This is a genomic window from Halalkalibacter flavus (assembly GCF_036663575.1).
Classification (GTDB): domain Bacteria; phylum Bacillota; class Bacilli; order Bacillales; family Bacillaceae_D; genus Halalkalibacter; species Halalkalibacter flavus.
Genome location: NZ_JAWRVK010000009.1, coordinates 1 through 18,603, shown reverse-complemented (window position 1 = coordinate 18,603; position 18,603 = coordinate 1). Strand labels below are relative to the sequence as shown.

Genomic DNA, 18,603 nt, shown 5'->3' with positions numbered 1-18,603 from the left:
TTTACCATTTAGCCGCACCAGGCATAGGGCAGCTTTTATTTTTTCGTTTGGCTTTATAGCTGATGAGCACCCCTGAATACTTACAAGTCGAACCATATTGCAAAGAGGTGCAATCGAGACATAACTGAACTCGCTTACTATACAAATCTTCATGAACAAACTCATCATCATCATGATCTTCAATACTCGAATCGGAATAATAGATAAGAGGTTCATCTGTAACGCTGACATTCCTTTGACATCCCTTGCAATCATTACTGTATTTCATCATCAACTGGTCTCCTTAATTCAATGCTAAGACAACTACAGACATCGGAGGCAGCGTGATGTCTAGTCCTTTACCGTCCAACGAAAATCCAGTAAATTCAACAGGTTTCACATTTTCACCATCTTCAAATGAATTATGAGCATCCATCTTATCAGCTGTTAAAATTCTACCGTTAACATTGGATATTTCTAGACCACGAATGTCAATGGTCACTTCTGCATCGTGTTTATGGTCGATATTACAAATACTTACATGCACAGTCCCTTCATCATTTTTTGAAGCGGTAAGACTGACTTGCGGAATGGTTTCGCCATCAAATTCATAATTGTTTGCCTTCATATCAATCGCTACCTTTGTTGCATCATGGTGTACCTTATACATTTCAAATACATGATAAGTAGGGGTGAAAATCATTTTCTCTCCCTCAGTTAACATCATAGATTGAAGAACATTCACTGTTTGAGCAATATTCGTCATTTGAACACGGTCACAGTGATCATGGAAAATATGAAAATGGAGACCGGCAACAAGTGCATCTCGAATGGTATTTTGTTGATACAAGAATCCAGGATTGGTACCAGGCTCTACCTCAAACCATGTCCCCCACTCATCAATAATCATGCCAATCCGCTTTGTTGGATCATATTTATCCATAATAGTTCCATGCTTACGAATTAACGTATCCATATGTAACGCTTTTTTCATCGTTACAAACCACTCACCTTCAGGGAATCCTGTTGCAGCCCCTTTCCCTGCCCAAAAATCACCAGGTACCGTATAATAATGAAGGCTTAATCCATCCATATAGCGCGCAGACTCTCGCATTAACACTTCTGTCCAATTATAATCATCAACATTAGCGCCACCGGCAATCTTGTAAATCTTGTTTCCATCATAGTCGCGAACGTACGTCTGATATCGACGATAGAGATCTGAATAGTATTCAGGACGCATATTCCCTCCACATCCCCAATTCTCATTCCCAACACCAAAATAGGTTAATTTCCATGGCTCTTCTTGACCATTCTCTCTTCGCCAATTTGCCATCGGTGACTCACCTTTGAATGTCATGTACTCTACCCATTCCGACATCTCTTGGACAGTCCCGCTTCCAACGTTTCCACAAATATACGGCTCACATTCAAGCATTTCACAAAGCATCATAAATTCATGTGTACCAAAATGATTGTTTTCAACTACACCACCCCAATGAGTGTTTACCATCCGTTTCCGATTTTCTCTTGGACCGACTCCATCTTTCCAATGATACTCATCAGCAAAGCATCCACCTGGCCAACGAAGAACTGGGATGTTAATGTTTTTTAATGCTTCCACCACATCGTTTCGAATTCCATTTGTATTAGGAATCTGCGAATCTTCGCCTACCCATATACCTTCATAAATACATCTGCCTAAATGTTCAGCAAAGTGCCCATATATATTTTTATTAATAATTCCCTGTTCTACATCTACATTTAAAATGGCCTGTTGCTTCATGTTACATTCACCTCTTAGTTTTTGGTTTTTCTTCTTATTTCAAATTACGTTTACGTACACGATAATAAATAAAAAAATAGTTCTGCGACTATATAAACGCATTTTCGCTACATTTAAATATATCGTGTACATAAACGTCTAAGAAATTTGTTATCTAGGGACTACATAGATCTTCCGCATCTCCCTTTATTATCACCACTCCTCATTTATCATTTTGTTAAACGAGGAGTGATGAAATTTCACTCGCAACTTTGAGCAAAAGTTATTATCCGCATAAATGACTATTCTTGCATATTTGCTTCAATTGTCTCTTGAGCATTTCTCAATGCCTCTTCTGCAGTTTTCGTTTGTTGTCTTAGTACATCATTAAAAATATTTGTACCAAACTCACTAGCTACACTAGGCGTGGATGGTGTAATATTTACTGAATTAATTTCATCACGAACATCTAATAATACATCAAAAATATTATCACCAAAGAATTGATAGAAGCTATTATCCTCCTTAAATACGTCATTATCCCATACATCCCAACGAGGAGGGTCAAATCCAAGGACAGTCCAAAGCTTTTCGTTTGCCTTTTCACTGAGCTTTGCATATGCTAAGAAATCTTTAGCAAGTTCTTCATCATCTGTTTGGTTTGTAACAACGGTACCCGTTCCCCCCATGCCAGCTGAACGGAATCCACCTTCTTCCCATGCAGGCAATGGATTTATAACCATTTTCCCTTTTAGGTCAGGCATGTTATCAAGGAAACGTCCCATATACCAAATTGGCATTGCTAAAGAAGCTACATTGCCTTCATTCATATGTGCATAAAATTCTTCTGCATGTGGTTCTCCACCTGGCGTAAGCTCAGCAATTTCATGGACATAAATTAGATCATGTAAAAACTGTAACACTTCAATATTTTCTGGAGCGTCTAAAGTTAAATTCCCATTTTCATCAAACCAATCTGAACCACGTTGGCTGACCATTTGATACATAGGTAAGTAATCATCAGTATGAACGGTTGTCATTACTTTACCTGTATTTTCTACCACTTGTTTACCAGCTTCAACATAGTCATCCCATGTTTGGATCGATTCGATGTCTACTCCTGCTTCATCCATAATTTCTTTATTATAGTACATTACAGATGCACCAACATGAGTAGGCATTCCGTAATATTGGCCATCTTTAGCATAGATATCGAAACGAGCTTCAATGAATTTATCTAGAATTGGTTCCACATGGTCATTCATTGGTAATAGTTGTGGTACCCCTTGGAGGTAGTTAGGGAAACGAGAAATTTCAACATCTGCTATATCAGGTGCTCCTGAACCTGATTGCAATGCTAGTAATAGATTGTTGTGCATTTGATCAAATGGATAGGTTTCTGCAACAAGTTTAAGTGGTCTATCAGGGAATTCTTCATTCCACTCAATGGCTGCCTCCTCAAATAAATCCACATGTTGACTAGCAAATGTCCAAAATGTGAGTTCTGTAGCACCTTCAATATCATTACCAACAATAGACGTTTCATCCGCATCACCTGAAGAGGAAGAACTACCACCACAAGCTACTAACACAAGCGTCATAACAACCCCAATAACTGTAAATAACAAACTATTCTTCGTCACCACAATCCCCCCTAATTTTTAATGAAATAGTATAATTATGAAAGCACCAAGAAAATACTATGAATATATCACCTCCCCCAAATACCTAACTGCTTCAGAAATGTTTCGTCATCCCTTTCATTAGCTAGTTTAAGAGGTTTGCTCATCTATTTTGACAAAAGTTTGCATAGAGAGCCACATGCATCCTATTGTAGCGAAGCTAACTGAAAAAAACGGGATCAATCCTGGAAAATCGAGTGACACATATATGACTGTAAAAACCATTACACCACTTGCCAGCGTATAGTGAATCTTCGTCAATCCAATAATGACTGCATTGCGAATATACGAAAACCATGTTGTTTGATAGTGTGCCAATAGCGGGAAAACCCATATAACAACGATGATATAGAAAAATAATATAAAGTAGAAAGCAAACGGAATAACAAATAACAGCTCTTCTCTTGAACGTTCTATTGCTAGATAATTTAGATAAAGAATTCCCCCAATTACGGTTAAACACCACCCTATCAAATTAGACCGTATGAACTCTTCTTTGTAGATTTGCTTAAAGGTTTTCCAAAGTTTTATATCCTTGTTTCCCATGATCAATTTTCTAGATAACCCTAATGCTGCTAATGTTGCTGGAAAGACTCCTCCTACAAATAAACCTAAGAGCGTGTAATAAAACCATAAGATATTAATTACAGCTAGTTGCACGATCCACCGAAGGATTCGATCAAGTGATGATACAATTTGAGCTCCATTCATATGCTGCCCACCTCTTTATTTACAATAATCCTTTTCCTTAACATCTCATAAGTGATTAGCCTTTTACTCCCCCAACTGTGAGACCAGCTACAAAATAACGTTGGAAGAAAATAAACAAAATAACTATTGGAACAATCGTCATGACAGAACCAGCAAGTAAAATATCATAATTGTTACCATATGGCGTTAATAGTGTCGCTAAACCAATTGGTAGTGTAAACATATCATTAGACCGTAACACGACTAATGGCCACAAGAAGTTATTCCAACTGTTTAGCCCTTGTAAAATAGCCATCGCTGCTAATGAAGGTCCCATAAGCGGAAGCATGATCCTAAAAAATATTCCATATTCAGTACAACCATCAATCCTTGCAGCATCCATTAATTCTTTAGGAAGTCCTAATGCATATTGTCTAAAGAAAAAGACAGCAACTGGTGCAACTATCGCCGGTAGTATAACGGCTGTATAGGTATTTACCAAATTTAGCTTAATCATTAATTGAAAAAGAGGTAACATTAATATTTCAAACGGAATCATCAAAATGATTAAGACTAGTAAAAAGAAAAAGTTTCGACCTTTGAAGTCATATACCGCTAACGCATAACCTACCATAGAAGAAAATAGTAGAGATAAGACAACAATGACTAACGATATCCAAACACTATTCCCAAACCATCTCCAATAGATTTCAGCTTCAGTAAAAATAAAGATGAAATTATCCAGCGTTAACGTACTAGGATCAAAGATTAAGCTTATCCCATTTCTCATTAAGTCCGTTGATGGTCGAAAAGAAGCAAGTGTTAAATTTAAAAGCGGAAATAAGGCAATAAATGCTACAACGGCAAATCCAATAGTAAGCAGCCATGTTAATAAAGGATTATTCTTTTGCTTCATTACTCATCCCCCCTTTTAAAAGCTCCAGTTAGAAACAGTTGAGTCAAGCTAATGACAAAGATGATTAACATTAAGACAACACCAATCGCTGCACCAAATCCCATATCATTCTTTTGAATACCTTCCTGATATAGATAACCAACTATCGTTAAACCAATATTCCCTGGTGAACCGGACGTCCAGAATACGAAGCTTTCTTCAAACATTCTAAATCCACCAATAATCGAAATGGTAGCAACGAAAATAGTAACCGGTTTTAAAAATGGCAACGTAACATAAAAGAATTTCTGTAGGGCACGGGCACCATCAATTTCTGCAGCTTCGTATAACTCTTTCGGTACATTTTGTAACGCTGCTAAAAAGTACAAGATATTGATTCCCATCCAGCGCCAAGATGCAAGAACAACCATTAGAAACATCCCCGACCAAGCGTTGTATCTCCAATCAACTGATTCAAGTCCAATCCAATTTAAAATTTGATTGGCTACCGCAGTATCACTTTCAGCAAACATTAAACGGAAAACCATACCTGCAACAATGACTGACGTTAAAGCTGGTAGAAATAAAGCCGTCCTAAAAAATATTCTGAATTTCACTACCTTCGAATTTAACAAGACAGCTAACAACATCGGCAATGAGACTAAAATAACAACTGTTAAAATCATATATATCGTAGTATTTTGTAATGCAGTGAAAAACGTTGGATTAATAATTCTCGTATAGTTTCTTAACCCAATAAATGTAACTTCACCAGGTAACACTCTTTGAAAACTCATAATAATTGCTTGAATAGCTGGGTATAACGACAATACTAAAAACGAGAGAACAAATGGTGAAATCAAGACATACGGCACGACTTTTTGAGAGTTTAAGAATGTAAGTAAACCTCCATTCCTCCTGTTTTTCACTTGGACGACTTCTGTTTTGCTATTCTTTCCAGTTTGTAACATAGGAACCCCCTCTATCTTTTTTATTTTCTGTTCAATACAAACACTAATGTACGTATTTGAACAATGGTGAATCCGCTTACAAAATTAGGTTTGACATCAACTCCAAGAAATATGGTGAAGCTTGTTTCAAATTCGTGTACGTACACGATACAAACGATAGGAAGTTCTTAATGGCGGGGCATCGTGTACGTACACGAAATAATTATCATGCATTAGAAAATGCCTACACATTTTCTAATGCATCAACTTCCGTGTACGTACACGAAATTATGTAACAGTAATCTTATTTTTTCTTCGTACATAAAAAGGGAAGAAACAAATGATTCCTTAGTACTGAAATTATCGTAACACCCTTTTTAACGACCGTCAACTACATTTAAAAATTTTCTGAAAAAGCATTAAATAGACTCACCTTTAATAATTTCATAATCTAGTAAAGGAGTAGAAACAAAATCCCCATGCTCAATTTTGTTTACGATGCTTTCTATCGCCCTTCTGCCGATTTCTTCAATTGGGTATTTAACGGTCGTTAGTCGTGGCGTGACATACTCTAATATATCAATATCATCAAAACCCATTACCCCCACTTGCTCAGGAATATTGACACCTTGTTTCTTAAGATAATGCATTACCTTTAACGCATAGAGGTCAGTCGAACACACAACAGCTACTTTTTCATTTTTGCTAAACGTTATGTTTTCTAACTCTTCAATATACTCAATATTCTTTATAATAAGTGGTTTAGATTGAATTCCATTTATTTCTAATCCTTCATAAAATCCATTCAGCCTCTCTTCCTGCGTGTAAATATTTGATTTCCCTATATATGCAAGAGGGGGGCTAATATAAATAAACTTTTGGTATCCTTTACCTACTATATAATCAATGGCATCCTTCATAGCTTGACGTTCTCGAATTCCTATATATTCCCATTTTTCGGAAACATAATTGAAAATTGTAATAATAGGAATATCAAATTTGCTTAAATAAGATTCGAATTGCTCTCCCTTATTCACTGAAAACAGGATAACCCCATCAACTTTTCCCTTTAAATAATTAATACAATCGATTTCACTTTCCGGCTTTTTGTCTGATAAAGTAATATTAACAAAATAGCCTAATTCTCTAGCTTTCACCTCAATCGCATTTAATAATTGAGCAAAAGATCGATTATATAAATCAAACAAGATGACCCCGATCGTCATTGTTTTTCCCATTACAAGACTTCTTGCCGTATAATCAGGTTGGTAGTTCATCTCTTTTGCTACTTCTAGTATCTTTTTTTTCGTTTTCTCACTAATTCCTGTTCGGTTATTAAGTGCACGATCGACCGTTCCAGCTGACACTCCGCAGATTGTAGCAATATCTTTGATGGTTACCTTCAATTTCTCTCCCTCCTAGTATTTAATAGATATGATTACTTCAATATTGTATATCTCACCTTTCGTTTGCACTCCTGTATTACATCTATTATTTAAAAATATACAACATTTCATAAAATAAAAAAACAATTAGCTTAGAAAGATAAACTTTACATTGTAAATTATCAATTTTCATACTTCTCACTTTTTGATCTATACAGGATTCAGTGCACAGCCAGAGGGACAGGTCCACTGATCCATGTGACGGTGAAGTATTTGAAGGACGCGATCGCAACAGGTGAAGTCGTGGAACCTTAACATTTATAATAGAAGTATCAAAAAGATGCAGACAAGTACCCTTGTCTACACCTTCATTATATAATGCTATTGCTTATACTGCTTTGTTGTCTGATTGCTTTTCTACTGCCGTTAAATTAGACTTTTTTTCTTCTTTTTCTTCATCACCGCTAGAAACAAGCTCTCTCGTTGCGCTCTTAAACTCAGTCAAGGTACGACCAAATGCACGACCGATCTCTGGCAGCTTGGATGGTCCGAATATGATCAGGGCAATGATAAGGACTAAAATTAAACCAGGAATTCCAATATTAGATAGCATAGTTGATGTTACCTCCTATTTATTTGCCTTTATTTCCATTAGACTTATTTCCTTTATCAAGGTTGTTCCCTTTAAATCCTTTAATTGCTACAACTGCCGGAAGCGGATCGACATCACCTTTACGTCTCGGCCAGTTTGTAGTCGGGTGCTGAACAGCTAAGAATAGTGCTTTTTCATCCGCAGTAAACCAAGGACCTGTCAATTCACAACCTTGAGGTCCAGAAGCGAATTGGAATGCCTCTCCTTCATTCTGACCATGAGTTGGAAGGACGAATAATCCGTTATTTCCATGCCATTCATAAACGCCTTTTCCAATATTGCTCTCAGACATATCTGTTACAACCCAAAGGTTCGCATTACTGTCAAACGTTAAATTATCTGGAGCAGAGAATCCGCTTTGGCGTCCACCTGCAGCGAAGATTTCAAACATAAACTCCATTGATTCGAAATCATCTTCTTTTTCAAAAATGCGTGTAATATGTCCATGAATGTTCCCGTGTACTGCGTTATTCGTATGAGCAATAAAAATTGAATTATCAAAAGGATTAATTTCTAAATCTTCTGGACGATCTGTTGGTGTACCGCCAAGGATAATCGCAGCTTCATGGGTGTTTACCATCACATGGGCTTGTGTAGCATTAGCAGGGAACATTTCGCTTAAGCTCTGAACAGTTTGGTCTCTCATTTTTAAAACACTTGGTACAGAGAAATTACTAGCATGTACTCTTTTTGCTACTTCAGCAGCATCTAATTTTACCCATCTACCTGCTCCTAAATTAGCTACATAAAGTGTGCCGTCTTCGAGTAATTTAGAGTTCGCTTGCCCTTTTGCAGGATCGAATTTGCCATTACTGATATATTTATAGACGCAAGCGTTTTGTTTATCATCGCCCATATATACCGCAATACGGCCACTCTTAGTAATGCCCATACATGTATTTTCATGATTAAAGCGTCCAAGCGCAGTATGTTTTCGTGGCTTGAAGTTTTTATCTTCTTCATCAAACGGATCCACTTCAATTACCCAGCCATAATGTTCAGACGGTAAGTTGGATCGTCTTGCTTGTGTTTCAAAGTTCTCTTCACAAGATAATAATGTATTCCATAACGTCATCCCACCAGAGCAGTTCGCCCAAGTACCAATTGCTGTTGTTGCACCACCAACCGAAGAGGTACCCTCAGCAGGTCCAGTTAACTCAAATGGTGTAAATCCAGTGATACGTCTTGCATATTTAGAGGTTGTATCCATCTTCCAAATCCCTTTATTATCCTTGTAAACCTCAATAATTGCTCCACCTTGGTGGTAACGTCTTTTTGTATCAATAGGAGTATTTTGCATGAAAGCAGGCATATATTGCTCTTTCATATACGTATCATTGATATACTCCAAGTTCACCCATAGTAAACCTCTTTCGTTTGATCCGTTAATTGGGAAGAATACTGTAAAGTCACAGTTAAATCCAAAAGTATCTCCTTTTTCGTTAATGACATCCCCATATGCTGCTAATACATCATATGAGAAGCCTTCTGGAAGAACTAACTCATCCTCCATCGTAGGCATAATCGGTTTAAAGAAGGCATGTGGTTTTGCTTGTGGACTTAATTTAATATCATCGAACCCAATAAGGTGGTCAGCCGTATGAGCAGCTTGTGCTACGGGTGCTAAAGTACCTAACCCAGCTGATGCAGCAGCTAAAGCAGCTGTCCCAGTTCCTAAATAACCTAAAAATTTACGACGATTCATGTTCATATTTGTATTTTCCATTTTTAATTCCCTCTCTACTTTTTTTAGTATTTATGTAATTGCTCGTACAATTTGTATTTTAATAGTGAATTATTAATTACCCGTGAAGCATTTTTAAATTATGCATTAACATTTTGTTAATAATGTAAAAATTTAGGCGAGATTGTAAAAAAAGGTAAACTGGTAAAATTTACATTTTCATAACAGTCTATACATAAACCATTAACAATTCTCTGTTAAATTTTTATAGAGTATTGGTAGTTTTAGGAATTAACTTTCAGGGTCTCTGATTAAGGGATCAGTAAAGTATTAATAGAATGGAGGTATTTAATATGTTAGCCAATATAGGAGTTCCTGGTTTAATTCTCGTAGTAATTATTGCTCTCATTATTTTTGGCCCTTCAAAGCTCTCTGAAATCGGAAAAGCCTTTGGAATTACCCTAAAAGAATTTAAGAATGCATCCTCTATTATGATGAAAGAAGGATTCTAAATGGAGAAAGAAGAATTGCATCTCATTGACCATTTAACAGAGTTAAGAAGTCGAATTATCGTAACGTTAGTCATTTTCCTTATGGCACTTATCTGTTCTTTTATTTTTGTAAAAGATATTTATCAATATCTAGTAAAAGATTTAGATGGAAAACTAGCTTTATTAGGCCCTGGTGATATTTTATGGATTTATATGATGTTAGCTGCTGTAGTTGCTATTGCAGTTACCATTCCAGTAGCCGCCTACCAGATTTGGAAATTTATTAAACCAGCTTTAAAAAAGGAGGAACAACGAGCAACTGTAGTGTTTATTCCTGGTCTTTTCTTCTTATTTATTGGTGGAATTTCGTTTGGGTACTTTGTCCTTTTCCCACTCGTCCTATCCTTCCTAATCAATATTGCAGGTGATCAATTTCAAACATTTTTTACGGCAGAACGATACTTTCAATTCATGCTTCACTTAACTCTGCCATTTGGCTTTTTGTTTGAAATGCCTGCTGTAGTGATGTTTCTTACTAAACTAGGAATTGTTAACCCGCAAAAGCTTGTAAAAGGAAGAAAAATTGCCTATTTCATACTCATCGTCGTTTCTGTTTTGATCACACCTCCTGATTTTATATCAGATGTTCTAGTAATTATTCCTTTATTAGTTTTATATGAAATTAGTGTTACTTTAAGTAAAATTGTTCACCGAAAAAGTAATAGTGTATCGGTCGAAGCGTCTTCAGCTTCAAGTTAGAAGGAGGGTTAAAAATGCTTTCAGTTTGTCCTAAACACGTAAAGAATGGGTTAGACGTTCTTGATGTTCCACATGTTTATAAGTTGGAACCAAGTGAAGATCAGAAAAAAACTTGTAAATGCCAATTTTGTCGTCTAAAAGCCCATTATAAACTAGATAGCTATTCAAATTATCCCAAAAAACAACAAGATAAACATTAGATAAATTCAATAATTAAAAGGCTGTTCCCCGGTTATATTCAATCCATCGGAACAGCCCTTTTCTTTATTAGTACCCGCTTAACAAACAGCATTCAACATGTGTTAAATGGTGTTTGTAGATAGAAGGATTTAGGGTGCTTACCAACTTATTCAATTTCGCTACTCAATTTAAGTAATTCTTATTTACGAAGATATTAGAGAGAAATGAAAAAAATGAGTTGCAACGGCAACTCATTTTTTTCATACAAATTCAACTGTTTATTAGTAATCAACCTACATTCCTAACTTTTACATCTTCATCTTCCACCATAACTTCTTTCGGTACTGCAAATAAATAAGTAATGATAAATGCAGCAGCAAAAATAATTACGGATACAACAAGGTAAGCAAGTAGCTGACTCCAATCATAAATGTACATTAAAGGCGAAAGAACGACTGCTAAACCATATGAATTCGCTTGAACATTCAATAAAGAGAGAATGGCACCTCCTACAGCGGAACAAGCAATCATAACATAAAGCGGTTTCGTACTATACCTCATTACTACCCCAAACAAGGCCGGTTCACTAACACCAAGTAATTGAGTCGCCGTCGCACTCGCTCCTGTAACCTTCACTGTGCTTTTCTTCGCTTTCACAGTAATTCCTAAACAAGTACCAGCATTCGCAAAACCATACATTGCACAAAGAGTAATTAAAGGGTTAAATCCAGTATTAGCAAGCATGGTAGTTTCAATCATAATAAATAAATGGTGCATTCCCGTCATAACCGCTAAAGGGTAAATAAAACCAATCATTAATCCGCCAATACCAAGAGGAATATCGATCAGTTGCGTTACAACTGTTACTAATCCCGCTTCTACAAAATGTAATAATGGTCCTAAAATAAGTAACCCTGTAATCATCATAGATAGCAAAACAAAGAATGGTGTAAAGATTAAATCTAATGCATTCGGCATAACAGCACGTAACTTCCTCTCAAGTTTCGCTCCAAGAAACCCTACAACTAAAGCTGTTAACACACTACCTTGATAACCAACAATCGGGATGAAACCAAAAGCGATTATAGGTTCTACCCCACTATTAATGTCTGCGACTGCATATGCATTTGGCAGAGCAGGAGAAACTAGCATTAACCCCAGTACAAAACCAATGATAGGCATACCACCAAATTTCCTAAAGGCAGACCAACATATTAAAGCAGGTAAAAAAGCAAATGCCGTATCTGTTAGGACTGCTGTTAGCGTTAAAAGGTACTCAGGAATATCATCAATACTCATGCCGATTAACCCTAAGAACGCATCACTTGTCAAAACACCTCTTAGACCAAGGAATAAACCCGTTGCTGCAATAATTGGGATAATCGGAATAAAGATATCAGCTAGCGTTCGAACAGCCCTCCTGATTCCCTTTTCCTTATTATGAGATGAGGATTCCTCTTTTGCTTGGTCATCCTCTTCATCAGGCCTGCCTCCTCTTAAAGCAGAATAGACTTTATTGACTGTTCCAGTACCTAAAATGACCTGATATTGACCTGCATTATAAAATACACCTTTTACTTCATCAATTTTTTCAATGGCCTCATCATCAATCTTTTCCCGATCTTTAACGGAGAAGCGTAATCTTGTTGCACAATGAACATACGATTCGATATTATCTTCACCGATGACTTCAATCAATTCTTTTCCTATACGTTCGTATTTACTTTCACTCATCATAACCCGCTCCCTTCTCTTGGAGTATTAGTGCTTGAAAAGGTTTTAATGAACATATTTGTTCAGATATGGTCGCTTTCTCTACATCGTAATTGTTTAATAGAACAACATAATTGCTATGCTCTAATTCAACTTTTTGATCGTCAGACGAAAAGTTGAAATAGCAAACAACTTCTTCAGTTCCAGACTTTCTTTTATAGGCCACAATCGTTGGATGATCCTCTAAAATAGGTTCAATCTCTCCATAAATTAAACACTCACTCGCCTCGCTCGACTGTCTAACTTGAATCATTTCTTTATAAAACTGCAAAATCGAATTGGGATCCTGCTCTTGTTGCTCGACATTAATCGTTTGGTAATTCTCGTTCATTCCTAACCAAGGCTTAACTTCTGAAAATCCACCATATTCCTTATTGCTCCAGTGAAATGGCGTTCTTGAATTGTCACGGCTTCGTAAATTAATAAAATGAAGTGCTTCTTCTTCACTATAGCCTTCTTCCATAGAACGATAATATTGATCGATGCTCGAGATATCATCAAACTCTTCAATACTTTTACGTTCAAAGTTCGTCATACCAATTTCTTGACCTTGGTAGATAAATGGAGTCCCGCGAAGATAGAAAAACATAGCTCCTAGCATAGTCGCTGAATAGAAGTTTCGGTTCTCTTCTTCTTTTATATACTTGCTAATCGATCTGTTCTGATCATGATTTTCTAAAAAGTTCGCTCCCCAACCAGCTTTTTGGATTTCCTTTTGACTCGTAAAAATTAATTTCTTTAAATCTAGGACATTCCAATCAATTCTTCTAAACCACTCACTTCCAGAAGCAACATCTAGGTCTGCATATCTAAAATCAAAAATCATTGAGAAGTAGCCATTGTCGCCAATGTAATCCCCGTATTGCTCATAAGGTACTCCAGGAGCTTCGCCAATCGTTACACAGTTATATTGGGAAAATGTCTCGTCATTTAACTCATGTAAAAATTCTTCAATTCCCGGCTGATTACGGGCCTTTTTTGTACATTTGACAAGTCCATCGACTCCATCAGCAGGAAGGTTATCATAGTTTTGATCTTTCTTAATAAACGTTATTGCATCTACTCTAAATCCAGCAATGCCTTTATCAAGCCAGTAATTCACCATTTTATATAGCTCTTCTCTGACTTCTTTGTTCTCCCAATTTAAATCAGGTTGCTTTACATCAAATGAATGGAAATAGTACTCATCTGTATTTTGCAAAGGCTCCCATACGCTTCCACCAAAAACAGAGCGCCAGTTAGTAGGAGGTTGACCATTTTCTCCTGATTTCAAAATATAATAATCTCTATACTTACTTGTCTTTGGATTCTGAAGTAAATCTTGAAACCATGGATGTTCATCCGATGTATGATTGATAACAAGATCAAGAACAACCTTTATCCCTTTTTCTTTCGCCTTATCAATTAACTCATCCAAATCTTTCATTTCTCCAAACTCTGGATTTAATTGATAATAATCTGAGATATCGTAACCGTTATCAGCCATAGGTGATTTGTAAATTGGACAAATCCATACCATCGTAATTCCCAAGGACTGTAAATAATCTAGTTTTTGCGTAATGCCTTTAATATCCCCTATCCCATCATTATTTGAGTCATAAAAACTTTTCGGATAAATTTGATAGATTACTTCTTTTTGCCACCATTTCTTTTCCATGTTGTTTCCTCCATTAGCTAAAGTCTAGTTGTGGTATCGGTTCCACATAACTTCAAAAAAAAGGTGAAGTTATAAATCTGTTAATTAATCCAATATTATTTAATTACATCCATACAAACAGGACAGCTACAACCACTGATAATTGCATGGTATCGGTTCCATATATAAGCAAAAATTTTTGTCTTGTTCCGTCTATTAACTTCACTATAAAAAATCCGTTTTGGTTATGGAACCGATTTCTGCTTTTATTATACTTTTGATTTTCAAACTCTGTCAACGCTTTCTTTTAAAATTACCGTATTCCAAAATTATACATACCATACAAGCACTACTCTGTAATACACTTATCTCAAGCTTCCCTTGTAAAAAAATACAAAGTGAAACAATTAAAAAGTTTCACTTTGTTGTTCTTTATTTAGGATTAACTTACACATTATGTCGATTGTCGTACAATTAACTCTATTGGAAGCTCGTAATTTCTTATCTCCATTTCTGGATTCTCTAGCATTTCAATCATCACTTCTATTGATTTCTCCCCCATCAGATCAACAGGTTGGCGAATGGTCGTTAGTTTTGGATCTAGTATTTCCGCAATCGGCTGATCATCAAATCCAATAACAGCAAGATCTTTAGGAATTATTAGGCCTTTCTCTTTTGCTGCAATGACAATTCCACCTGCCACTTCATCACTCCCGGTAAAAATAGCAGTCGGCCGGTCTTCCATCTCTAAAATTTGCCTTAGCACGTGTTTACCATCTTCAATCGTATGTTGATCAATGAAAATCCATTTTGGATTAATCTTAATTCCTACCTCACTTAGTGCTTTTTGAAACCCCTGATTACGATCTTTCCCTTTTCCCTGCTCATCAAACAAGCCGCCTGTACAGTATGCAATCTTTCGATGACCACGTTCTATTAAATGATTCGCACCTATATACGCCCCTTTAGTTTGGTTCAATCGAATCATAGGAGCTACCTTTTGGTTAACATAATCATTACATAACATAATTGGACCATATTCGTTATATGACTCAATAACGTTCCAATCATTTTCAGTCGAAGTCATGATAATTCCATCAACTTGCTTTGTTTTTAATAAATTTAAAAAGGCTACTTCCTTTTCTTTATCTTCATAACTTTGGCCAATCAACACTTGATATCCCTTTTCGGACGCAGCTTGTTCAATAGAATTTATTAAATGCGCAAAAAACGGATTCACAATTCTAGGTACAATCACACCTATCGTTGTAGTTAACTGCCCCCTTAACCTTCTAGCGGAAGGGTTTGGTATATAACCAAGCTCTTTCATCGCCTTTAGTACTTGCTCTCTCTTTTTGTCCGAAACGTACGGATGGTTATTTATCACACGTGAAACCGTCGTTTTTGATAATCCTGATAATTTTGCAACATCTGATATAGTAGCCACTTGTCGATCACTCCACTGTTTTTAGAACATGAAATCATTTTCATATAATTATTTTACTTTAATATAGAAATAGATTGCAATGGATAGTAGCTGTCATTATACACTGCCCCTCCTAAAACTCCTATCATTTTTTCTCTTTAAGCATTGAATACATCTTTAAAAATAACGATATTGATATAAACGAGATAATTGAAAAGCTAAAAAAAATGAGCAAAAACCTTAGTTGATTTACACTAACAAACAAGACGATAGCCGTTGTCATAATAATAATGAAACTTATTAACGGTTTAGCCACTGTAAAAAAGAGCGCTTTTTTTAGTACATCCGATACCCTTATGTCATAATGCACCATAACAGAAAAGGAATGGATCGTTACAACAAACAAGATCAATCCAATCCCAACAAAAACATACGTGACAAAGGGGGTAATATCACTAAAATAAAATATATCCCCGACTGTAACCACCCATGCCACCGTCAGGACAATTCCTATTTTTAAACTACTTTTATAATTTTCTTTGTAATAGTTCCAATAGCTTCTTATTACAGTATCCTGTTCTTTTTCCATCGCCCAATCACGACTCACTGCAAATAGAGCAGAAGTCGCAGGGAATACAACTAGAGGAGCAGTTACGGTTACGTATAAAACGATCAGTTTCGAGAAATCATAGGATTCGCGCATAATCGTATTAAGCACAACAATCCAGGCCGGAAACGTGAATGCGAGCCAGAATAAATTCGCAACGGCAAATCGAGAGATCCACTCACCGACCAGGAAGAAACCACTTATCCACTTTCCCATCACTTACTCCTCCTTGTTACTCCATTACTTTACTGCTCCTTCAGAAACACCTTTGATAATTTGTTTTTGCGCAAAGAAATAAAAGATAATGACAGGTATGATCGCGATTGTCAAACCTGCTAATGCTAAGTGCCACTGACGTGTATATTGGCCAAAAAACATAAACATTCTAAGCGGAATGGTCGATTCGGCATCACTTAAAATAAGAGACGGAAGTAAGAAGTCATTCCAAATCCAAATCACATTCAAAATCCCTACCGTAACAGATATAGGCTTGAGTAACGGAAAAATAACATGCCAGAATGTTTGAAACTTTGTAGCACCATCAATCGTCGCTGCCTCATCCAACGATTTAGAAATTCCAGTCATAGCACCGTGATAAAGGAAAATAGCAAGACTTGAACCAAACCCTAAATACATAAAAATCAATCCAAAACGATTGAGCATATCCACCTGACCAAATAATGAAATCAAAGGAATCATAACAGCTTGGAAAGGAATAAGCATAGCCGCTACAAACACGAGTAGAATAACCCCACTTGTTTTACTCTTATTTCGAGATAAGGCGTATCCAGCCATAGATGAAAAGAAGACAATAACAGCAATACTAATAACCGTTATAAGTAGTGAGTTAAAGAAAGATTGAACAAATCTTAAATCAATAAAAGCTTGAACAAAGTTATCGAATACCAACTCTGACGGTATTCCTAATACATCAGCAAACATATCACGTTTTGATTTAAATGCGTTTACAACCATTAAATAGAAAGGAGAAAGCCAAAGTAAACCTAATAAAAGACCCACAATTTGAAGCCAAAATAAATTTCCTTTTTTCCTCTTCATTATAAGTCCACCTCTCGTTTCTTATTGTAGTAGACTTGCGTGACAGCAATTGCCGCTACAATGATAAAAAAGATGATAGCCTTTGCTTGTCCATATGCCATTTGATTGCTGGTAAATGCTGTATTTACGATATTCATTGCTACCATTTCTGTTGAGTTAAATGGACCTCCATTAGTTAAAGATAAATTTTGGTCATAAATTTTAAAGGAGGTAGAAAGGGTTAGGAACATACTTATAGTAAAAGCTGGTGCCACTAAAGGAAACGTGACGTTACGAAAACGTTGGAACGCGTTCGCACCATCCACCTCAGCAGCCTCAAGTAACTCATTCGGTATGCTTTGTAAATAAGCAATATAAATGATCATGATATACCCACCCATTTGCCAACAAGTCAAAATAACAAGACCCCAGAAACCGGTACCCGGTGTTGATAACCAACCAGTTAACCCTGGTATACCAAGAGAATGACCAATGTCTGCAAATACACTAATAAAAATAAACTGCCAAATGAAACCTAAGATTAACCCACCAATTAAGTTGGGCATAAAAAAGATCGTACGAAGAAGATTACTCGACTTAAATTTTCTAGTCACAAGTAAAGCTAACCCTAACCCAATCACATTAAGCATGATAACCGTTACAATTGAAAAACGAAATGTAAACCAAATAGAACTAGTAAAACGGGCATCTTGAAACAATCTTAAATAATGATCTAAGCCAACAAAATGGTTATAGGTGAGCCCATTCCAATCTGTGAAGGAATAATACAATCCAATGAGCAAAGGAATGATTACGACAAGGCTTAAACTTAAAATAACAGGCGTTAAAAATAGCCAAAAAGATACATCACGGTTCCTCATTTTGTTACCTCCTCTAATATCAATGGGACATCACTGCCCTTTGATGAACGGGGGTGGGGGAAAAAGTGAGGTGTTTTTATTTTTATTAAAACCCCCAACAAAAAAAACAGGAGCTAAAACAAATTAAAAA

General features: G+C 36.3%; 17 protein-coding genes. 2 read left to right on the top strand and 15 right to left on the bottom strand.

The window, feature by feature from the left end; translation table 11 throughout:
- Position 1: 1 nt before the first annotated feature.
- The 9 genes from SAY88_RS07945 to SAY88_RS07905 form a co-directional block, all read right to left on the bottom strand.
- Positions 2–271, bottom strand: coding sequence for a hypothetical protein (locus SAY88_RS07945; protein WP_332630771.1), 270 nt, complete (start codon positions 269–271; stop codon positions 2–4).
- Between the two features lie 12 nt (positions 272–283).
- Entirely contained in the window at positions 284–1,765 is a 1,482-nt protein-coding gene (locus SAY88_RS07940) for an alpha-N-arabinofuranosidase (protein ID WP_332630769.1), read from the bottom strand.
- Positions 1,766–2,046: 281 nt separating this feature from the next.
- The gene (locus tag SAY88_RS07935) at positions 2,047–3,387 is read right to left on the bottom strand and encodes an ABC transporter substrate-binding protein (RefSeq protein ID WP_332630767.1); all 1,341 of its coding nucleotides are present in this window, start codon (positions 3,385–3,387) and stop codon (positions 2,047–2,049) included.
- A gap of 129 nt (positions 3,388–3,516) precedes the next feature.
- On the bottom strand, positions 3,517–4,137 hold the full coding sequence (locus SAY88_RS07930; protein ID WP_332630766.1) for a YesL family protein: 621 nt from the start codon (positions 4,135–4,137) through the stop codon (positions 3,517–3,519).
- A 55-nt stretch (positions 4,138–4,192) separates the two neighbouring features.
- On the bottom strand, positions 4,193–5,032 hold the full coding sequence (locus tag SAY88_RS07925) for a carbohydrate ABC transporter permease (protein WP_332630764.1): 840 nt from the start codon (positions 5,030–5,032) through the stop codon (positions 4,193–4,195).
- Positions 5,032–5,982 carry a carbohydrate ABC transporter permease gene (locus SAY88_RS07920; protein WP_332630763.1) on the bottom strand — a complete coding sequence of 317 codons (951 nt, stop codon included), beginning with the start codon at positions 5,980–5,982 and terminating at the stop codon, positions 5,032–5,034. Before SAY88_RS07920 ends, SAY88_RS07925 begins: the two co-directional genes overlap by 1 nt.
- A 398-nt stretch (positions 5,983–6,380) precedes the next feature.
- On the bottom strand, positions 6,381–7,367 hold the full coding sequence (locus SAY88_RS07915; protein WP_332630761.1) for a LacI family DNA-binding transcriptional regulator: 987 nt from the start codon (positions 7,365–7,367) through the stop codon (positions 6,381–6,383).
- 367 nt (positions 7,368–7,734) lie between these two features.
- Entirely contained in the window at positions 7,735–7,959 is a 225-nt protein-coding gene (locus SAY88_RS07910) for a twin-arginine translocase TatA/TatE family subunit (protein WP_250096581.1), read from the bottom strand.
- A 19-nt stretch (positions 7,960–7,978) separates the two neighbouring features.
- Positions 7,979–9,724 carry a PhoX family protein gene (locus tag SAY88_RS07905; RefSeq protein ID WP_431308847.1) on the bottom strand — a complete coding sequence of 582 codons (1,746 nt, stop codon included), beginning with the start codon at positions 9,722–9,724 and terminating at the stop codon, positions 7,979–7,981.
- 311 nt (positions 9,725–10,035) lie between these two features.
- Here SAY88_RS07905 and SAY88_RS07900 point away from each other — a divergent pair, with 311 nt between their 5' ends.
- Both SAY88_RS07900 and tatC read left to right on the top strand, forming a co-directional pair.
- Positions 10,036–10,194, top strand: coding sequence for a twin-arginine translocase TatA/TatE family subunit (locus SAY88_RS07900; protein WP_332630758.1), 159 nt, complete (start codon positions 10,036–10,038; stop codon positions 10,192–10,194).
- Positions 10,195–10,932 carry a twin-arginine translocase subunit TatC gene (gene tatC, locus SAY88_RS07895; protein WP_332630756.1) on the top strand — a complete coding sequence of 246 codons (738 nt, stop codon included), beginning with the start codon at positions 10,195–10,197 and terminating at the stop codon, positions 10,930–10,932.
- Between the two features lie 468 nt (positions 10,933–11,400).
- Here tatC and SAY88_RS07890 read toward each other — a convergent pair whose 3' ends face one another.
- The 6 genes from SAY88_RS07890 to SAY88_RS07865 all read right to left on the bottom strand — a co-directional run bounded on the left by SAY88_RS07890 (position 11,401) and on the right by SAY88_RS07865 (position 18,473).
- Entirely contained in the window at positions 11,401–12,849 is a 1,449-nt protein-coding gene (locus SAY88_RS07890) for a PTS transporter subunit EIIC (RefSeq protein ID WP_332630755.1), read from the bottom strand.
- Positions 12,839–14,542 (bottom strand): glycoside hydrolase family 13 protein, encoded by a 1,704-nt coding sequence (locus SAY88_RS07885; protein WP_332630753.1) that lies wholly within the window; start codon positions 14,540–14,542, stop codon positions 12,839–12,841. The genes SAY88_RS07890 and SAY88_RS07885 overlap by 11 nt, the downstream gene beginning before the upstream one ends.
- Before the next feature lie 433 nt (positions 14,543–14,975).
- Positions 14,976–15,968, bottom strand: a complete 993-nt coding sequence (locus SAY88_RS07880) for a LacI family DNA-binding transcriptional regulator (RefSeq protein WP_332630752.1) — start codon at positions 15,966–15,968, stop codon at positions 14,976–14,978.
- Positions 15,969–16,092: 124 nt separating this feature from the next.
- Positions 16,093–16,770, bottom strand: a complete 678-nt coding sequence (locus SAY88_RS07875) for a YesL family protein (protein WP_332630751.1) — start codon at positions 16,768–16,770, stop codon at positions 16,093–16,095.
- A gap of 24 nt (positions 16,771–16,794) precedes the next feature.
- Positions 16,795–17,613, bottom strand: coding sequence for a carbohydrate ABC transporter permease (locus SAY88_RS07870; protein ID WP_332630749.1), 819 nt, complete (start codon positions 17,611–17,613; stop codon positions 16,795–16,797).
- Positions 17,613–18,473, bottom strand: a complete 861-nt coding sequence (locus SAY88_RS07865) for a carbohydrate ABC transporter permease (protein ID WP_332630748.1) — start codon at positions 18,471–18,473, stop codon at positions 17,613–17,615. Before SAY88_RS07865 ends, SAY88_RS07870 begins: the two co-directional genes overlap by 1 nt.
- Positions 18,474–18,603: the final 130 nt, after the last annotated feature.

Coding starts and splice junctions, on each gene's coding strand:
- SAY88_RS07870 (WP_332630749.1), bottom strand. CDS start 17,613: ATGAAGAGGAAAAAAGGAAATTTATTTTGGCTTCAAATTGTGGGTCTT.
- SAY88_RS07890 (WP_332630755.1), bottom strand. CDS start 12,849: ATGATGAGTGAAAGTAAATACGAACGTATAGGAAAAGAATTGATTGAA.
- SAY88_RS07925 (WP_332630764.1), bottom strand. CDS start 5,032: ATGAAGCAAAAGAATAATCCTTTATTAACATGGCTGCTTACTATTGGA.
- SAY88_RS07930 (WP_332630766.1), bottom strand. CDS start 4,137: ATGAATGGAGCTCAAATTGTATCATCACTTGATCGAATCCTTCGGTGG.
- tatC (WP_332630756.1), top strand. CDS start 10,195: ATGGAGAAAGAAGAATTGCATCTCATTGACCATTTAACAGAGTTAAGA.
- SAY88_RS07940 (WP_332630769.1), bottom strand. CDS start 1,765: ATGAAGCAACAGGCCATTTTAAATGTAGATGTAGAACAGGGAATTATT.
- SAY88_RS07945 (WP_332630771.1), bottom strand. CDS start 271: ATGATGAAATACAGTAATGATTGCAAGGGATGTCAAAGGAATGTCAGC.
- SAY88_RS07900 (WP_332630758.1), top strand. CDS start 10,036: ATGTTAGCCAATATAGGAGTTCCTGGTTTAATTCTCGTAGTAATTATT.
- SAY88_RS07910 (WP_250096581.1), bottom strand. CDS start 7,959: ATGCTATCTAATATTGGAATTCCTGGTTTAATTTTAGTCCTTATCATT.
- SAY88_RS07875 (WP_332630751.1), bottom strand. CDS start 16,770: ATGGGAAAGTGGATAAGTGGTTTCTTCCTGGTCGGTGAGTGGATCTCT.
- SAY88_RS07885 (WP_332630753.1), bottom strand. CDS start 14,542: ATGGAAAAGAAATGGTGGCAAAAAGAAGTAATCTATCAAATTTATCCG.
- SAY88_RS07905 (WP_431308847.1), bottom strand. CDS start 9,724: ATGGAAAATACAAATATGAACATGAATCGTCGTAAATTTTTAGGTTAT.
- SAY88_RS07865 (WP_332630748.1), bottom strand. CDS start 18,473: ATGAGGAACCGTGATGTATCTTTTTGGCTATTTTTAACGCCTGTTATT.
- SAY88_RS07920 (WP_332630763.1), bottom strand. CDS start 5,982: ATGTTACAAACTGGAAAGAATAGCAAAACAGAAGTCGTCCAAGTGAAA.